Below are 17,066 nucleotides of genomic sequence, written 5' to 3' on the forward strand. Positions count from 1 at the left end.
TCAGTAGTGGCTCAGTTGTGTCTGCTTGACTAGGTCCTCGTACAGGCGAGCATAGGGTTCAACCGCCTGGCACCAGTTGAACGGCTGGGTCATCGACAGGCAGCGCATGGCGTTCAGCAGGTCCTTCTTGCCGTAAACATAGAAGGCGCGGCTGAGTGCCTCGCGGTAGCTCTCGACGGTGGACTCGTTGAACAGGAAGCCCGTTACGCCGCACTCGATAGTGTCGGCCAGGCCACCGGTATTGCGTGCTACCGGCAGCGAGCCGAAGCGTTGCGCGTACATCTGGCTGAGGCCGCACGGCTCGTAGCGGGACGGCATCAGCAGGAAATCGCTGCCGGCGAACATGCGCCGGGCATCGGTTTCATTGAAGCCGATACGCACACCGATGCGGCCCGGGTGGCGCAGCGCCAGCTCGCGCATGGCCTGTTCCTCTTCCGGCTCGCCGCGGCCGATGATCGCGATCTGCCCGCCTTGCTCGACGATGTAGTCGGCCACGCCCAGGGTCAGGTCCAGGCCCTTTTGATAGACCAGCCGCGACACCACGGCGAACAGCGGGCCTTCGGAATCGTCCAGGCCGAACAGCTCGCGCACCTCCTGGGTGTTACGCGCTTTGCCCTCCCAGTCATTGATGCTGAAGTTGTGCTGCAGGTGCTTGTCGGTAGCCGAGTCCCAGCTTTCGTCGATGCCGTTGGGGATGCCACCGAGCAGGCCTTGCTGGGCCTTGCTGGCGAGGAAACCGTCCAGGCCGCAGCCAAATTCCGGGGTGGTGATTTCCCGGGCATAGGTGGCGCTGACTGTGGTGATGTGGCTGGAGTAGGCCAGGCCGGCCTTGAGGAACGACAGCTTGCCGTAGAACTCCATGCCTTCTTGCTGCATGGCATGTTCGGGTATCGCCAGCTCCGGGCTGCAGCCGCGGCTGTACACACCTTGGTACGCCAGGTTGTGGATGGTGAACAGTGTGGGCGTATTCAGGCCGCGCCAGTGCATGTAGGCCGGGGCCAGACCGGCGGGCCAGTCATGCGCGTGCACCACTTCCGGCGTCCAGTGGATCTTGCCTTCGCCCGCAGCGATTTCGGCGGCAGCCAGGCCCAGGCGGGCGAAGCGAATGTGGTTGTCAGGCCAGTCGCGACCATTGTTGGCACCATAGGGTGTGCCGTCGCGCTGGTACAGTTCGGGGCAGATCAACACATAGATGACCAGGCCGTCGGCCATGTCCATGCGCCCGATCTTGCAGGGCGGCAGGGCCGCATGGCCGCCCAGTTCACCCACGATATGTATAGGGTTGTCGCTTTCCATCACCTGGCGGTAGCCGGGGATAAGTACCCGCACATCGTGCAGGTGCGCCAGGGCACGGGGCAGGGCTGCGGACACGTCACCCAGGCCACCGGTTTTCACCAGATCAGCGATTTCCGAGGTCACGAACAGAATCTTGCGCATGTTCGGGTTTTGCTGGCGCTGGGCGCCGGGTGCCTTGCCTGTCGTGGCGAAATCCGGGGTGAGCGGCTCGCGGTTATCCGGTTTGAAAGCGTCTACGTGAGGCTCGACAGCGGCACTGATCATACTTCTCTCCGTCCCTATGCTTGGTCGGGTGCTGGCACCCGTGGCGATGTTTCGTGCTGGTTCTCTCTGCTTGCTGAATGCTGCGTAGTGCGTTCCATGCCCCAGTGTCGTGCGCGCACGCACGGCGCGATCGGCGTTCCGGCCGAAAGCGATTGGGCTGTTGGGTTGGTGGCCGTGGCTGGGAAGTCCCTTTGCGTTTGGCCTACTTAGTTCCTGACCTGCCCGCTTTCCGTAAAGTTCGACTTTTTTCGTCACTCTTCCATTGAGCAAATGGCGGGCCGAAACCTGAGTGTAGGAGAGAAATAGATAAAAAGGTGACCCACTGGTCACCATTGAGATGCCGCGGAATAGACGCAAACGTTGGCGTATGGGAAGCGGATGTGAACGCATGGCTGGCGAAGAGAGTGAGGGGCGAACGGCATGCCCCATTCATGACGGTTGCGCACTATTTTGGTGCGTGCTTGTACCGCCAAATGGGGCTGCGGGTGCATGTCCGGATGTGCCCAGTCCTATATCGGTGCGACGCCCTGCACAGGGGCGAGTATCCAAGCAGTTCCAAAAGTTTGGCTCGAATAATTATCTGAGTTACAGGGTCGGCAGTCAGGCAAACGGATCGCATGATAAAAAGTTGTAAGTTCATGCTGTAGGAAATTGCCTGCGGAGTCTCCATTTATATTAAACCCACCGTTCCTGTCTTATCGTGGTGATACGGTTTAGGTTGCTCCTCAATCCACTGCCTCATCCTGATCGCCATCATGGGGTGAAGCCCGCAATGCCAAGCATTTAGCGGGCTTGCACCTTGGTGGCAGGCCAATTTCGTTCGACATTCTCATCTTGAAGAAAGCCAGGGTGTGGTTGTTTTTTCGCCGATAAACATGATGGCGGGTAGAGCAACTCATGAAACAGTCTGACTTTCGCTTCAGTTTTCAGGCACTCGCCGGGCGCACGGAATTCGAAGTGGTTTCATTCAAGCTAAATGAAGCCCTCAACCAGCCATTTGTGCTGAACCTGGAACTTGTCAGCTACGAAAGTGATATCGACTTCGGTCACGTCCTCGACAAGCCTGCGCTATTCACCCTTTATTGCGCAGACCGGCCACTGCGTCATGTGCATGGCTTGGTCAGTGCCTTCAGCCAGGGCGAAACCGGCTTTTGTCGCACGCGCTACCACGCCGTGGTCGAGCCGCAGCTGGCCCGCGCGCGGTTGCGTTCGAACTGGCGGATCTTTCAGCACAAAACCGTGCCGCAGATTCTTGAACTCATGTTCAAGCGTCAGGGCATCACCCGCTTTGAGCTGAAAAGCAGCGCGCAGCACCAGGTGCGGGAGTTTTGTGTCCAGGCGGGTGAAACCGACCTCGACTTCATCCATCGCCTTGCCGCTGAAGAGGGGTTCGTCTACCGCTTCGAACACTGCGCCCGGCAGCACACGCTGATCGTTACCGACCGTTTGCTGTCGTTTGGGCTGCTCAGCCGGGGCGCGCTCAAGGCAGAGGACGACGAGGCGCTTTGGCTGGATGAGGATGATGTCGGCCCCGACAAGGTGCTGTACCACGCCAGCAGTGGTGGCGACCAGGCCCGCGCCTGCCTGCGGCGCTTGCGCTATTGCGAGCAGGTACCGACTGCGCGGCAAGTGCAGCGCGACTACACCTTCACCAACCCGGCCTACCGGCAGGAGCACAAGGCCCAGACCAGTGGCGTCACGCACCAGTCACTGGACTACGAGCGCTTTGATTACCCGGGGCGCTACAAGCGCGATGCGGTGGGCAAGCCCTTCACTGAAACACGGCTGACGGCGCTGCGCCACGACGCATGCCTGGCCGAAGTGCAGGGCGACGACGTGCGCCTGCAGACAGGTCTGAGCTTCACCCTCATCGGCCACCCGCGGGAAGACCTCAATGTTCACTGGCGCGTGATCAGCCTGAGTCACGAAGGTACCCAGCTCACCAGCCTGCAGGAAGAAGCTGCTGGCGCTGAACAAAGCACCCGCTACGTGAACGATGCGCTGCTGGTGCAGGGCATGGCCGAGTGGCGCCCGGCCCCCATGGCCAAGCCGCGCATTGATGGCCCACACATGGCTACCGTGGTCGGCCCGCCTGGTGAGGAGATCTATTGCGACGAATGGGGGCGGGTCAAGGTCAGCTTCCCGTGGGACCGGGAGAGCAAGAGCAACGAGTTCAGTTCCTGCTGGGTACGGGTGTCGCAAGGCTGGGCCGGTGGCAGCTGGGGTTCGATGGCCATCCCGCGTATCGGCCAGGATGTGATTGTCCAGTACGTCAATGGCGACCCCGACCAGCCGATGATCACCGGGCGCACCTATTGCGGTGACCAGCTGCCGCCGTACGACCTTCCGGATCACAAGACCCGCATGACCATCAAGAGCCAGACCCATAAAGGCGATGGCTTCAACGAATTGCGCTTCGAAGACGAACTGGGGCGGCAGGAAGTGTTCATTCATGCCGAGCGCGACCAGAACAATGTTGTGAAACACAACGAAACCACGCTCATTGGCAATGACCGTAGCGAACGCGTCGAGCATGACGAAGTGGTGGACATAGGTGGCAACCGCAGCGTCACGGTTGGCGCCAGCAAGCGCGAAACGGTCGCCCTTGGCAAAGTCGAAAGCATTGGCCTGGGCAAGTCGCTGGCCGTTGGCGGGGCGCTAAGTGTAATGGTCGGCCTTGAGGCCACCGAGCAGGTCGCGCTGGACAAGCGCGTGCAGGTCGGCGGGCAACTGCGGGTCGACGCCGATGAGGATGTGGCGATCACCAGCCATCACGGCCACGTGCATATCGACAGCCGAACGTCGCTGACCCTGAGCTGCGGCGGGGCCTTTATCAAGCTGAGCGATGGCCGCATCGAAATCGGTTGCCCCGAACCACTGCTGTTACACGCCATCGCCCAGGTCAAGGCGCCTGCACGTTACGGAGTACCGCCTGCACCTGAGCAGGACGAAATCGAGTTTCGCCTGGTGCATGCCGACGGTACGCCGATTGCGGGCACGGCCTACGTGGCAACGTTGTCCGATGGCACCCAGCGCCAGGGCGTGGTCGACCAGAACGGCTATGCCCGCCTGGCTGGCGTTACCCCCGGTTGCAGCGCCCAGGTGCGCTACTAAGTTGGCCCAGGCCCGCTGCAGCTGACGACCGCTACCGAGCTGGATACTGCCTTGCAGGCATTGCTTGCCGGCTGCCCCTCGGCAGGTGGCAAGCCATGAGTTCGACAGCTGACTGGCTGGATGAAGCAGTGGAAAAAGTGGCCGACGGCTTTGGCTGGCTGCGTGACCTGGTGCTTGGCGAGTTTGCCGAGGAGCGGCCACTGAGCGTGGTCATCGCTGACATGCTGCTGTCGTTGGTGCCGGGGGTGGTGATCGTGCTCAGTGCCCGCGACCTGGCTGCGGTGTGCCTGCGCCTGGGCAAGCGCTACGCGGCGGACGGCAGCCAGGCAACGCCGCAGCCGCCAGAATGGCAAGAGTGGGTGTTGCTGGTGGCCTGCCTGATGACCTTGATCGCGCCGATCATCGGTGCTGTGGCGGGGGCTGTGGGCACGCCCGTGGGCTCGGTGGCAGGAGCACTGGTTGGGCAGGAAGCAGCAGCGTTCTTGCGTGGTTTGTGCTTGCTGCTGATCCGTGAAAGTCAGGTCATCCTGCGGACAGTGGTTGCGTTTCTCGGCAAGTTCACCCGCGGCAGCGTGGAGTTCTGGCTGCGCCAGGTCAGGTTCGCGAGCTATGAAAAGGACTTGCTGGCCTACCTGAACCTGTTTTTGACCAAGGTTCTCGCGGCAACGGCAAAGCTTCGCAGCTACCTGGGCAACTGGCCGTTCAACCAGGCGGCCTCGCACCTGTTGGTGCGGTTGCAGGCCATGGAAGCGCAGTTCTACGCCGTGCAGGTGCATGCCTTGCGGGAAATCCCGCATGCGCTGATGCAGCTCGATGCCAGGCTGGCCAAGGTGCTGGAGCAGGCCAGCGACCTGCCCGCGCAGGTTGCGCAAGCCGGGGTACATGCGCAAAAGCCGGTGCCCATGGCCATGAGTGGTGGGCGGGTGACCTCTGGCATCGGTATGCGCCCGCGTTACCTTGAGCGCCCCGAAGGTGTGCTCGGCCCGCCCGTGCCCACGTCGCCGACAGTCGCTGCGCAGAGTGCCAATGTGCATGTGTTCGATCACGCGACGGCGACCCGGGCGCAGAAGGGCATTTATGGGGAGGTGGTTAGTGATCAGTACATGCTCGGCAAGGGCCATGAAAACCTGTTGTCCGCCGCGCGTGGGCCTCGCAGCCTGGAAATGAAACCCACCGGGCGTGGGCTGGATGGCGTCTATCGTAATGCCCATCCGCCACCGCCGTTCATTATTACCGAGACCAAGTATCGAACGGGGGGCGTGTTTTCGCCGGGTAGTTTGCCGGTTACGAAGGGGAGTGAGGGGTATCCGAGTGCCCGGCAGATGAGTGATGCGTGGATTGGCCCCAGATTACAAAGCGCGTTGGGACGTAAGGAGGGAGATGCGATTCGAGAGGCGGGGTACGAGCGGTGGCTAATAGTTGTAAACGAAAACGGGGTCGTATCGAGTGTGACTAAGCTCGACGGTAATGCTAGAGCCATTGTTGATACTGTTCGATAGGAGGTGTCAGGTGCATTTTGATCGGGTTAAAAGAGAGCCGCTCCTGCAAGAGAAGTTTTATGTGGATGATGTGTCTTATCTGAAGGAGAAATATTTTGAGCGGAGCGCTGAAGAGTTTTTGGCTAAGTCTTGGCCAGATTATTTTAATGTGGAGGGATTAAGTTGGGGGTGGTGCTATCAATCACTTGAGCTATTGATTGAGTTGTATTCAGGAGGCGAGCCATTAGAGACCCTCCGGCCCTATGCTGAGCACGTGTTTTCTCAGTTTCAGCGTCATAAACAGGCCTATCCGAGCTTCTCGCTGAAACTATGGGAGCCCGACGCATACCAGTTTGCTCTTTGGCTTTTGTCTTTGGCAGTGCTGTTGAATATGCCCGGGCGCATCACGCAAATTGTAGGCTATTTAAGTAAAGATCCTGATGACGGTGAAGACATCTTGTTGCGACAACTGTTTTCTCGTGTTGGGGTGACTATCCCTGGGAGCACATTGATTCATGAGCGCCCTTATCATGAATTGCTCAATGCTTTAAATACTGAGAAGGATGAGCAGCAACAGTCAATGCGTAGTTACCTGAAGCAGTGGTATCGAGGCATGCGCAACTGTTATTGGCATGATCGGCACAAAGCACGAAGCGATGCGGGTTTCTTTGGCTACTGGGCATTTGAGGCAGGATTGGTCACTGTGCTGTGGGGCGTCGACGATGCACCCTACAGAGACCTTCCTTTTTACCCGAAGGATTTGGTAGACGATGCTCGCAAGCGTCAAGTGATAAAAAGCTTCCCTGAACACCTGCAAAGTGCGCCGTATTCGGATGCACTTGCCAAGTCGGGTGAAATTTGCCCGCGCACGGGAGTGTGGGTGTGTGATGAATGGGCTGTAGGGCCTCAGACATTCATGCAAGGCGTAGAGATGCCGAGCGAAAATGGGCGCTCCGTGGTTTGGCGCTTGGTGAAAGGCTTATAGCGTGCGGGAGGGCCTATGGACCCGTTCGACAGCATCAAGCGCGACCCGTGGATGGTCGAGCAGCATTACCACGCCTCGACCCGTGAAAAAGAGCAGGAGTTTGCCGACCCTGATACCCAGGCATTGCTGGCCGAGTCCGCCGAGCGCAAGCATCATTACCGTGGCCTTAGTCGCGACTGGGCGCACATGGCACTGGAGCTGGCCATCCAGCGCTACTCGGGTGGCGAGCCGATGGAACTGGTGGAGGCCTATGTTGATTACGCGTTCGCCCAGTTCACCCGGCATTTTACGGCGTACCCGACAACCTGCGAGCAACTGCGCCCCTGGGTGGCGGACGAATACCGGGTTGCTTTGTGGCTGCTGTCGTTGGCCGTGCTGTGCGGTTACCCCGATCGTGTCGGCCAGGTGCTGGGCTGGCTGAACCAGGACGACGAGCGCAGCCCCGACCTGCTGCTGCATCGCCTGTTCCTGCGGCTGGGCAAGGCATACCCGGGGACCTCGCTGCTTCACCCCGAGACCTACGCCGCCTTGCTGGAGAGCTTCGACCTGCGTGGCCCCGCGCAGCATGATGCGCTCTTGCGCTATCTCGAACGCTGGTATGCCAAGGCGCACGTCTGCTATTGGCACGAGCGCCATGCCCGGGCACGGGGTGACCACCTGGGCTACTGGGCATTCGAAGCGGCGCTGGTAGCGTTTTTATGGTCTGTGCCAGGGGATGCTCTGGAGAGCGCCCCACATTTTTTTCCAAAGGCGCTCATCGCAAGGGCGCATTACCGACGACTGGGCAAACAGTTCCGCGACCCGGAAACCGTCAGGCGCGAGGACGCTCCTGGCTGGCCTTCTGGCACCCCTTGCCCATGGCCCGGTCATTACACCTGCGTCGAGCGCAGTGTGGGTGAACAGGTGTTCATGCACCAGACACCCTTCCCCAAGATCGATGGCCAGGTGGTGCACTGGCGGCTGTCGAGGACATTCTGATTGGCGCTGCCGGCATGAGTGCCTGGCGCTTTACATGATTCAGGAGTGGCGACAATGCCTGCCATCGTTCTGCTTGGTCACCCTCACCATTGCCCATTGTGCGGCCCCACCAGCGTCAGCAGCGGCTCCAGCCTGTTCTTCGTCAACGGCAGAGCGGCCGCCAGGGTTGGCGACAGGCTCGGCTGTGGGGCGGCGATCACCAGCGGCTCGGCGCTGATGATGGATGAAGGACAGCCGCTTGCTAGGGTAGGCGATGCTACCAGTCATGGCGGCGTCCTGGAAAATGGCGATAAAAGTTGGTTGCTCGATTAAGCGAAGTGGGAGCGGTTCAGCCCCCACAGGGAATGGGCAAGATCAGAGGCTGACGGCCTTGCCATCGGTGCGCGCTTGCGCCAACAGCAGGTTCAACTGGGCGACCTGCTGACGCAGCTGGTCACGTTCGTCTTTAAGTTTACGCAGCTCATCACGGCGCACGGAGACATAGAGGGTCTGGGGTGGGGTTGCTGGCATCAATGTACCCATGAGCACACCTCGCGGTTTTGGCTGGTGACAAGTCAAAGCGTAGACGCTTCACGCGGGGCGCATTCTGAATTCTTTCACCGGGCTTGGGAACTTTTTTGTTTATTGTGGTCTTGCCGTTCGTCGCTGAACCCTCGGGCGGCATGCTGGACTAATCTGAAAAGCTGGACTGTCGTCATCCATTTCGAAAAGGGAGCATTGGCTCATGCAACTGGGAATCATCGGGCTGGGCCGTATGGGCGGCAATATCGCAAGGCGCCTGATGCGCGCCGGTCACCGCACCGTGGTGCACGACCGCAACCGTGAAGCCATCACCGGCCTGGAGGGCGAAGGCGCCCAGGGCGCGCATGACCTCGGTGCACTGGTACAAAAGCTGAAAGCGCCGCGCGCGGTATGGGTGATGCTGCCGGCTGGTGACGCCACCGAGCAGACCATCGCCCAGCTGGCCGAAATGCTGGAGCCGGGCGATGCGATCATCGACGGCGGCAATACCTTCTACAAGGACGACATGCGCCGCGCCGCCGAACTGGCCAAGCGCGGCCTGCATTATCTGGACGTCGGGACGTCCGGCGGCGTGTGGGGCCTGGATCGCGGCTACTGCATGATGATCGGCGGCGAAAAGGACGTGTTCGAGCGCCTCGAACCGCTGTTCAAGGCGCTGGCGCCGGGCGTGGGCGACATCCCGCGTACCCATGGCCGCAGCGGCGAGCACCAGCGTGCCGAGCACGGCTACATCCATGCCGGCCCACCCGGCGCCGGGCACTACGTGAAAATGGTGCATAACGGCATCGAGTACGGCCTGATGCAGGCCTATGCCGAAGGCTTCGACCTGCTGCGCAGCAAGGGCGGCAACGAGCTGCCCGAAGACCAGCGCTTCGACCTGAACGTGGCCGAAATTGCCGAAGTGTGGCGACGCGGCAGCGTGGTGACCTCGTGGCTGCTCGACCTCACCGCCGATGCGTTGGTGGCCGACCCTCAGCTGTCGCAATTCAGTGGCTCGGTGTCCGACAGTGGCGAAGGCCGCTGGACCATCGACGCCGCCGTCGAGCAGGCGGTGCCGGTGCCGGTGTTGTCCAGCGCACTGTTCGCGCGCTTCCGTTCGCGCCAGCAACAGGGCACCTACGGTGACAAGATTCTCTCGGCCATGCGCCTGGGCTTCGGTGGCCACGTCGAGAAGAAAGGCGAATGACTAAACAGACCCTTGCGGCCGCCCCCCCTTGTACCCTGTTCCTGTTCGGCGCCAATGGCGACCTGGTCAAGCGCCTGCTGATGCCCGCGCTGTACAACCTCAGCCGTGACGGTTTGCTGGACCGTAACCTGCGCATCGTCGGCGTTGACCATAACCCGGCCAGCGCCGAGGATTTCGCCGCGCGCCTGCACGCGTTCATGGTCGAGCGTGACAAAGGAAGCGAGGGCAGCGCCAAGTGCCTGGACGAGAAACTATGGGCCCGCCTGGCCAAGCGCCTGGATTACCAGACGGGCGACTTTCTCGATCCGGCCACCTACCAGGCCCTGGCCAGGCGCATCGACAAGACCCGCCATGGCAATGCCATTTTCTATCTGGCCACGTCGCCGCGCTTCTTCCCTGAGGTGGCGCAGCGCCTGGGGCAGGCCGGCCTGCTGGACGAGTCTGCCGGCGGCTTTCGCCGGGTGGTGGTTGAAAAACCGTTCGGCACCGACCTGGCCAGCGCCGAGGCGCTCAACGCCTGCCTGCTGAAGGTGATGGGCGAGCGGCAGATCTACCGCATCGACCATTACCTGGGCAAAGAGACGGTGCAGAATATTCTGGTCAGCCGCTTTTCCAACGGCCTGTTCGAATCGTTCTGGAACAATCACTACATCGACCACGTGCAGATCACCGCAGCGGAAACCGTCGGTGTCGAGACCCGTGGTGCCTTCTATGACAGCACCGGCGCCCTGCGCGACATGGTGCCCAACCACCTGTTCCAGTTGCTGGCGATGGTGGCCATGGAGCCGCCGGCCGCGTTCGGCGCTGATGCGGTGCGCGGTGAAAAGGCCAAGGTAATCGGCGCCATCCGCCCATGGTCGGCAAAAATGGCCCTGAAGAATTCCGTACGAGGCCAGTACAGCGCCGGCAAGCAGGGGCGCAAGCCGTTGCCAGGCTACCGTCAGGAGGCCAACGTCGCGCCGGATAGCCAGACCGAGACCTACGTGGCGCTGAAGGTGATGATCGACAACTGGCGCTGGGCCGGCGTGCCGTTCTACCTGCGCACCGGCAAGCGCATGAGCGTGCGTGACACCGAGATTGCCATCTGCTTCAAGCCCGCACCGTATGCGCAGTTTCGCGAGTCGGAGCTGGAACGGCCCAAACCCAACTACCTCAAAATCCAGATCCAGCCCAATGAAGGCATGTGGTTCGACCTGCAAGCCAAACGGCCCGGGCCAGAGCTGGTGATGGAGAATGTCGAGTTGGGTTTTGCCTACAAGGACTTCTTCAAGATGACCCCGGCCACTGGCTACGAGACACTGATCTATGACTGCCTGACCGGTGACCAGACCCTGTTCCAGCGGGCTGACAACATCGAAAACGGTTGGCGAGCGGTGCAGCCGTTTCTCGATGCCTGGGCCCAGGGCGGCGAAGTGCATGAGTACTCGGCTGGCGAAGATGGGCCTGAGGCCGGCAATGAATTGCTGACCCGCGACAAGCGGGAGTGGCATCGGTTGGGGTGAGAGGTTTGCAAGCCTGTGCTGGCCCTTTCGCGGGCAAGCACAGGCAACCACACAAAGGAGACTCGATGCCTGCCCAAATCGAAGACTACGCCCTGCTGGGCAACTGCCGCAGTGCGGCGCTAGTCAGTCGCGATGGCGCGCTGGACTGGCTGTGCCTGCCACGCTTCGACGCCCCCGCCGTGTTCGCGGCCCTGTTGGGCAACGAAGAAAATGGCCGCTGGCGCCTGGCCCCTTGCGACCCGGTAACGCACAGCAGCCGCCAATACCTGGGCGACACCCTGGTGCTGGAAACCACTTGGGTCACCGCCAGCGGTCGTGCCCGGGTGCTCGACTTCATGCCCCTGGGCGAAGTCAATTCAGTGGTGCGCATCGTCGAAGGCTTGTCTGGCGAAACCCATTTCGAAATGGACCTGGTCATGCGCTTCGACTACGGCCGCAGCGTGCCCTGGGTGGAACGACTGGACCCACTGACCCTCAGCGCCGTCGCCGGCCCTGACCGGTTGATCCTGTGCAGCACCGTGCCCCCGCAAGCCCGCGACCACCATACCGGCTGCCGCTTTCGCGTCAGCACGGGCCAGCGCCAGGTCTTCAGCCTGCGTCACCAGCCCTCGCACTTGCCGGTGCAGCCTGACTGCAACATCGACCAAGCCCTGGCAAACACTTGCGAGCAATGGCAGGCCTTCGCCGACCGCTGCCCGCAGGTAGGGCCGTATACCGCCCTGGTGCGCCGCTCGCTGCTCACCCTCAAGGCCATGACCTACGCTCCCACCGGCGGTATTGTCGCTGCCGTCACCACGTCGCTGCCCGAGCGTGTGGGCGGGGAGCGCAACTGGGACTACCGCTTCTGCTGGCTGCGCGACGCGACCATGACCCTGCTGGCCTTCATGAACCTTGGCTACTTCGACGAGGCCCAGGCCTGGCGCGAGTGGCTGCTGCGCTCGGTGGCCGGCAACCCCGAGCAGATGCAGATCATGTATGGCCTGGCTGGCGAGCGCGACCTGCAGGAGTACACCTTGCCGTGGTTGGCCGGTTATGAGCATTCGCAGCCGGTGCGGGTGGGCAACGCCGCTTCGGCGCAGAGGCAACTGGACATCTATGGCGAACTGGCCGATGCGATGACCCAGGCGATCAAGGGCGGGTTGCCCCGCCACCCGCGCAGCGCCGCCATTTCGCGCTTGATATTGCCTTATGTCGAACGCATCTGGCGCGAGCCGGACGAAGGCATCTGGGAAGTGCGTGGCGGCCGGCAGCAGTTCGTGCACTCCAAGGTGATGGCCTGGGTCGCCTTCGACCGCGCCGCAGGGCTGGCCGACACCACGGAAGAAGGCCGCGAGCGCGGGCAGCATTATCGCCGGGTGGCTGACGAGATTCGCCGCGACGTGTGCGAGCACGGCCTGGACCCCAGCGGCCGGTTCTTCGTCCAGGCCTATGGTTCGACCGAAATGGACGCCAGCCTGTTGCAGATCGCCCTGACCGGCTTCCTGCCGGCGGATGACCCACGCTTCATGCGCACCCTCGAACAGATCGAACAGCGTCTGATGAAGAACGGCCTGCTGCTGCGCTATGACAGTGACAGCTGCAGCGACGGCCTGACGCCGGGAGAGGGCACCTTCCTGGTGTGTTCGTTCTGGCTGGCTGACGTTTATGTATTACTGGGGCGCCAGGCCAAAGCCGAAGCGCTGTACCAACACCTGACCAGCCTGTGCAACGACCTCGGCCTGCTGGCCGAACAGTACGACCCGGCCGGCCAGCGCATGCTCGGCAACTTCCCCCAGGCCTTCAGCCAGATAGGCATCATCAACACCGCGCTGAATCTGCACCGCGCACAGTGCCCGGCGCGCGACCGGGCGCGTTGTGGGTAGCGAATGAGTAGGGCGACTGCCTTGACCGGAGTAGACTAGGCCAAACCCTTTCGGCACGGAGCATACATGGGCATTCGCGGTACTGACCGGCAGATCGACAACATCGAGTTCAATGTCAGCGACATCTCACGGAGCAAGGCCTTCTATGGCAGTGTGTTTGGCTGGGCGTTCACCGACTACGGGCCGACCTACACCGAGTTCAGCGATGGCCGGTTGACGGGTGGCTTCACCACGGGTGAGCCGGTGCGCCCGGGCGGGCCGCTGGTCATCCTGTACGCTGACGACCTGGAGGCCACGCAGCAACGGATCGAAGCTGCCGGGGCGAAAATCAGCCGGGCGACCTTTGCCTTCCCCGGCGGGCGGCGCTTTCATTTCATCGACCCGGACGGTTATGAGCTGGCGGTGTGGACGGCGCAAGCCTGATGGCCAATCACAAGATCGAAATCCGCCGACGCAATATCGAAAAAATCCTGCAAGCGGCGGAAAAGGTGTTTGCCGAGAAGGGCTATGGCGCCACCTCCATGGGGGATATCGCCGAGCAGGCTGAGCTGCCACGCTCCAACCTGCATTATTATTTCAGCACCAAGGACGAGCTGTTTCGCGCGGTGCTGCAGGACCTGCTGGATGTGTGGAAGCAGGACGCCCTGTGCTTCGAAAACTTCGACGATCCGCGTGTGGTGCTGACCAGCTACATCCGGGCGAAGATGGGCCATTCGCGCTCGCGGCCGCTGGGCTCGAAAATCTGGGCCGAAGAGATGCTGCACGGGGCGCCGGTGCTGGGGGTTAACCTCGACGAAAGCCTGGTGCCCTGGGCGAAGATGAAAGAAGCCAAGATCCGCTGTTGGGTGGAAGAGGGGCGCATCCTGCCGGTGGAGCCGTCGGCGCTGCTGTACATGATCTGGGCCTCGACCCAGCACTACGCCGACTTCGGCTACCAGGTGCAGTTGCTAAACGGCGGCGAGATGCTGTCGGACATGGCGTTCGAGAGTGCGGTGCAGACGGTGACCAGCGTGATCTTGCGGGGGATCGGGCTGGAGCCGTGAACCGGCGATGGAGGCCGCTGCGCGGCATTCGCGGGCTTGCCCGCTCCCACAGGTTCTGCGCTGTCCTCAGAAATGGCGCAGTCCTGTGGGAGCGGGCAAGCCCGCGAAGGGCTGCATGGCAGCCCCCATTGCTTCAACTGGCCTCGCGGTACGGGTTACGCGGATCCTGCGTCCAGTTCAGGTACGGCTTGCCGGTATCCTGTGCCTCCATTTCGATGCAGTTTTCCACCGGGCAGGTGATCTGGCACAGGTTGCAGCCTACGCATTCCTCTTCGATCACACTGTAGGCATGCGTGCCGTCAGCCTTCAGCGTGCTGGCAATCGCCTGGTGCGAGGTGTCCTCGCACGCAATGTGGCAGCGCCCGCAGCCAATGCACGCCTCCTGGTCAATGTGCGCTACCGATTTATAGTTGATGTCCAGGTATTTCCAGTCGGTGGTATGCCCCACCGCCTGCCCGCGGAACGCTTCGATAGTGGCATGCCCATGCTGGTCCATCCAGCGTGCCAGGCCGTCCTGCATGTCCTCGACGATACGGAAGCCATGCAGCATCGCCGCTGTGCACACCTGCACGGCGCCACTGCCCAGGGCCATGAACTCGGCGGCGTCACGCCAGTTGCCGATGCCGCCAATGCCACAAATCGGCAAGCCCCGCGTTTCCGGGTCGCGGGCGATTTCCGCCACCATGTTCAAGGCAATCGGCTTCACTGCCGAACCGCAGTAACCGCCATGGGTGCTCTGCTCTCCGACAATCGGGTGGGCCACCATGCGGTCCAGGTCGACGCTGGTGATGGAGTTGATGGTGTTGATCAACGACACGGCATCGGCCCCGCCTCGATGCGCGGCGCGGGCCGACTGGCGGATATCGGTGATGTTCGGCGTAAGCTTCACGATCACCGGCAGCGCGCAGTACGTCTTGCACCAGCGGGTGACCATTTCCACATATTCCGGCACCTGGCCGACGGCCGCCCCCATGCCGCGCTCCGGCATACCGTGCGGGCAACCGAAGTTCAGCTCGATGCCATCGGCCCCCGTGGCTTCCACCAGCGGCAGGATGAACTTCCACGATTCCTCTATACACGGCACCATCAGCGACACGATCAGTGCGCGGTCGGGCCAGTCCTTCTTCACCTGGGTGATTTCACGCAGGTTGATTTCCAGGGAGCGGTCGGTGATCAACTCGATATTGTTGATCCCCTGTACCTGACGGTTGGGGCCATAGTGCGCCGAGTAGCGCGACGACACGTTGACCGCCGCAGGGTCTTCGCCCAGGGTTTTCCAGACCACGCCGCCCCAGCCGGCCTCGAAGGCGCGGACCACGTTGTAGGCCTTGTCGGTTGGCGGTGCGGAGGCCAGCCAGAAGGGGTTGGGTGCCTTGATGCCGGCAAATACGATAGACAAGTCGGCCATTTACGCTGCCTCCACGTTGAGCATGAGTTGGGCATGGATGGCTTCGGCGGCCAGCTTGCCGTGTTGCACGGCCTGCACGGTAAGGTCCTGCCCCAGCGCGGTGCAGTCGCCGCCTGCGTACACGCCCGGCAGGCTGGTCTGCAGGTTTTCGTCAACGCGGATGCGCTCACCCTCGCGGGCCAGTTGCGCAGCCACCGGGTCGGCGAGGCTGGCATCGTCAAAGCGTTGGCCAATGGCCTTGAAAATGGCGTCCGCAGCCAGCTCGAAGGTTTCGCCGGTATCGCGCAGGCGGCCTTCCGCCAGCTCGGTGCGGGCAAAGCGCATGCCGCGGACCTTGCCGGCGTCATCCAGCAGCACGGCATCAGGGCGGGCCCAGGTGTGCAGGCGTACCTGGTTGGCCTTGGCAATGTCCTGCTCGTGGCCGGTCGCGCCCATGTCGGCGTGGCCACGGCGATAAACCAGGTTGACGTCGCGGGCACCCAGACGGCTCATCTGCACGGCCATGTCGATGGCCGTGTTGCCAGCACCGATCACCAGGCAGCGGTCGGCCAACGGTAGCTGGCTCAGGTCATCGGCCTGGCGTAGCTCGCGGATGTATTCGGTGGCGGCGACCACACCGGGGGCTTCCTCGTCGGGCAGCCCTAGCTGGCGCACGGCATTCAGGCCGAGGCCCAGGAACACCGCGTCGTACTGATCGCGCAGTTCGCCCAGGCTGAGGTTGCCACCCAGGCGCTGGCCATGGCGGACTTCGATACCGCCAATGCCCAACAAGAAATCCACTTCACGCTGGGCATAGTCGTCTACCAGCTTGTAGCGGGCGATGCCGTACTCGTTGAGGCCACCGGCTTTGTCGCAGGCCTCGAACACCACCACGTCATGCCCGTGCATGGCCAGGCGGTGGGCGCAGGACAGCCCTGCCGGGCCGGCGCCGACCACGGCGATACGCTTGCCGGTGGCTGCCGAGCGCTTGAACGGGTGTGCGCTGAACTGGGCGTTGTCCAGGGCGTAACGCTGCAGTTGGCCGATCAGCACCGGCGCGCATTCCTGGGCGTTGTTGCGCACGCAGGCTTGCTGACAGAGGATTTCGGTGGGGCACACGCGGGCGCAACTACCGCCAAGGATGTTGGCCGAAAGAATGCGCTCGGCGGCGCCTTGCAGGTTTTCGTCACTGATGCGGTGTATGAACGAGGGGATGTCTATTTCGCTGGGGCAAGCGTTGACGCAGGGGGCGTCGTAGCAGTACAGGCAGCGTGCACTTTCCAGGGCGGCCTGGCGCGCGGTGAGGGGTGGGGCCAGGTCGCTGAAGCGCTCGGCCAACTGGTCGGTGCCGGCCCGGGGGCGCGGCAAATGGTTCAGGGCGTTGGTCACGGTTGTAGCCTCTCTATTTTTTTTGGTGCAGGCGACAGGTATTGCGGTCGATTCTGGGGC

Annotated in this window: 14 protein-coding genes; 10 read left to right on the plus strand and 4 right to left on the minus strand. The window is 62.2% G+C overall.

Annotation, left to right across the window (positions count from 1 at the left end):
• A complete protein-coding gene (glgA, locus tag PRJ_RS10100; protein ID WP_012051800.1) occupies window positions 1–1,560 on the minus strand; it encodes a glycogen synthase GlgA in 1,560 nt (519 codons plus the stop codon).
• Between the two features lie 897 nt (window positions 1,561–2,457).
• Here glgA and PRJ_RS10105 point away from each other — a divergent pair.
• The 5 genes from PRJ_RS10105 to PRJ_RS10125 all read left to right on the plus strand — a co-directional run bounded on the left by PRJ_RS10105 (window position 2,458) and on the right by PRJ_RS10125 (window position 8,427).
• Window positions 2,458–4,674, plus strand: a complete 2,217-nt coding sequence (locus PRJ_RS10105) for a type VI secretion system Vgr family protein (protein ID WP_177429889.1) — start codon at window positions 2,458–2,460, stop codon at window positions 4,672–4,674.
• Between the two features lie 95 nt (window positions 4,675–4,769).
• Window positions 4,770–6,173 carry a hypothetical protein gene (locus PRJ_RS10110; RefSeq protein WP_104961293.1) on the plus strand — a complete coding sequence of 468 codons (1,404 nt, stop codon included), beginning with the start codon at window positions 4,770–4,772 and terminating at the stop codon, window positions 6,171–6,173.
• A 10-nt stretch (window positions 6,174–6,183) separates the two neighbouring features.
• A complete protein-coding gene (locus tag PRJ_RS10115) occupies window positions 6,184–7,137 on the plus strand; it encodes a PoNi-like cognate immunity protein (RefSeq protein WP_177429890.1) in 954 nt (317 codons plus the stop codon).
• A gap of 15 nt (window positions 7,138–7,152) precedes the next feature.
• On the plus strand, window positions 7,153–8,115 hold the full coding sequence (locus PRJ_RS10120) for a PoNi-like cognate immunity protein (RefSeq protein WP_104961295.1): 963 nt from the start codon (window positions 7,153–7,155) through the stop codon (window positions 8,113–8,115).
• A 54-nt stretch (window positions 8,116–8,169) separates the two neighbouring features.
• A complete protein-coding gene (locus PRJ_RS10125) occupies window positions 8,170–8,427 on the plus strand; it encodes a PAAR domain-containing protein (protein ID WP_104961296.1) in 258 nt (85 codons plus the stop codon).
• A 42-nt stretch (window positions 8,428–8,469) separates the two neighbouring features.
• On the opposite strand, the gene PRJ_RS30050 is transcribed toward PRJ_RS10125, so the two are convergent.
• Entirely contained in the window at window positions 8,470–8,637 is a 168-nt protein-coding gene (locus PRJ_RS30050; protein ID WP_014860810.1) for a DUF6026 family protein, read from the minus strand.
• A 202-nt stretch (window positions 8,638–8,839) separates the two neighbouring features.
• Here PRJ_RS30050 and gnd point away from each other — a divergent pair, with 202 nt between their 5' ends.
• The 5 genes from gnd to PRJ_RS10150 all read left to right on the plus strand — a co-directional run bounded on the left by gnd (window position 8,840) and on the right by PRJ_RS10150 (window position 14,230).
• Complete coding sequence (gene gnd / locus PRJ_RS10130) at window positions 8,840–9,823, plus strand: phosphogluconate dehydrogenase (NAD(+)-dependent, decarboxylating) (RefSeq protein WP_064491943.1); 984 nt, start codon at window positions 8,840–8,842, stop codon at window positions 9,821–9,823.
• A complete protein-coding gene (gene zwf / locus PRJ_RS10135) occupies window positions 9,820–11,325 on the plus strand; it encodes a glucose-6-phosphate dehydrogenase (RefSeq protein ID WP_104961297.1) in 1,506 nt (501 codons plus the stop codon). The genes gnd and zwf overlap by 4 nt, the downstream gene beginning before the upstream one ends.
• A 65-nt stretch (window positions 11,326–11,390) precedes the next feature.
• Complete coding sequence (locus PRJ_RS10140; RefSeq protein ID WP_104961298.1) at window positions 11,391–13,187, plus strand: glycoside hydrolase family 15 protein; 1,797 nt, start codon at window positions 11,391–11,393, stop codon at window positions 13,185–13,187.
• Window positions 13,188–13,253: 66 nt separating this feature from the next.
• Window positions 13,254–13,610 (plus strand): VOC family protein, encoded by a 357-nt coding sequence (locus tag PRJ_RS10145; protein WP_003251273.1) that lies wholly within the window; start codon window positions 13,254–13,256, stop codon window positions 13,608–13,610.
• Entirely contained in the window at window positions 13,610–14,230 is a 621-nt protein-coding gene (locus PRJ_RS10150) for a TetR/AcrR family transcriptional regulator (RefSeq protein WP_028697673.1), read from the plus strand. The genes PRJ_RS10145 and PRJ_RS10150 overlap by 1 nt, the downstream gene beginning before the upstream one ends.
• Window positions 14,231–14,363: 133 nt before the next feature.
• Here the strand turns inward: PRJ_RS10150 and preA are convergent, their stop codons facing one another.
• Entirely contained in the window at window positions 14,364–15,638 is a 1,275-nt protein-coding gene (gene preA, locus PRJ_RS10155; protein ID WP_104961299.1) for an NAD-dependent dihydropyrimidine dehydrogenase subunit PreA, read from the minus strand.
• Window positions 15,639–17,006: an NAD(P)-dependent oxidoreductase gene (locus PRJ_RS10160; protein ID WP_104961300.1), complete on the minus strand. Its 1,368-nt coding sequence runs from the start codon at window positions 17,004–17,006 to the stop codon at window positions 15,639–15,641.
• Window positions 17,007–17,066: the final 60 nt, after the last annotated feature.

The organism is Pseudomonas sp. XWY-1 (genome assembly GCF_002953115.1).
Classification (GTDB): domain Bacteria; phylum Pseudomonadota; class Gammaproteobacteria; order Pseudomonadales; family Pseudomonadaceae; genus Aquipseudomonas; species Aquipseudomonas alloputida.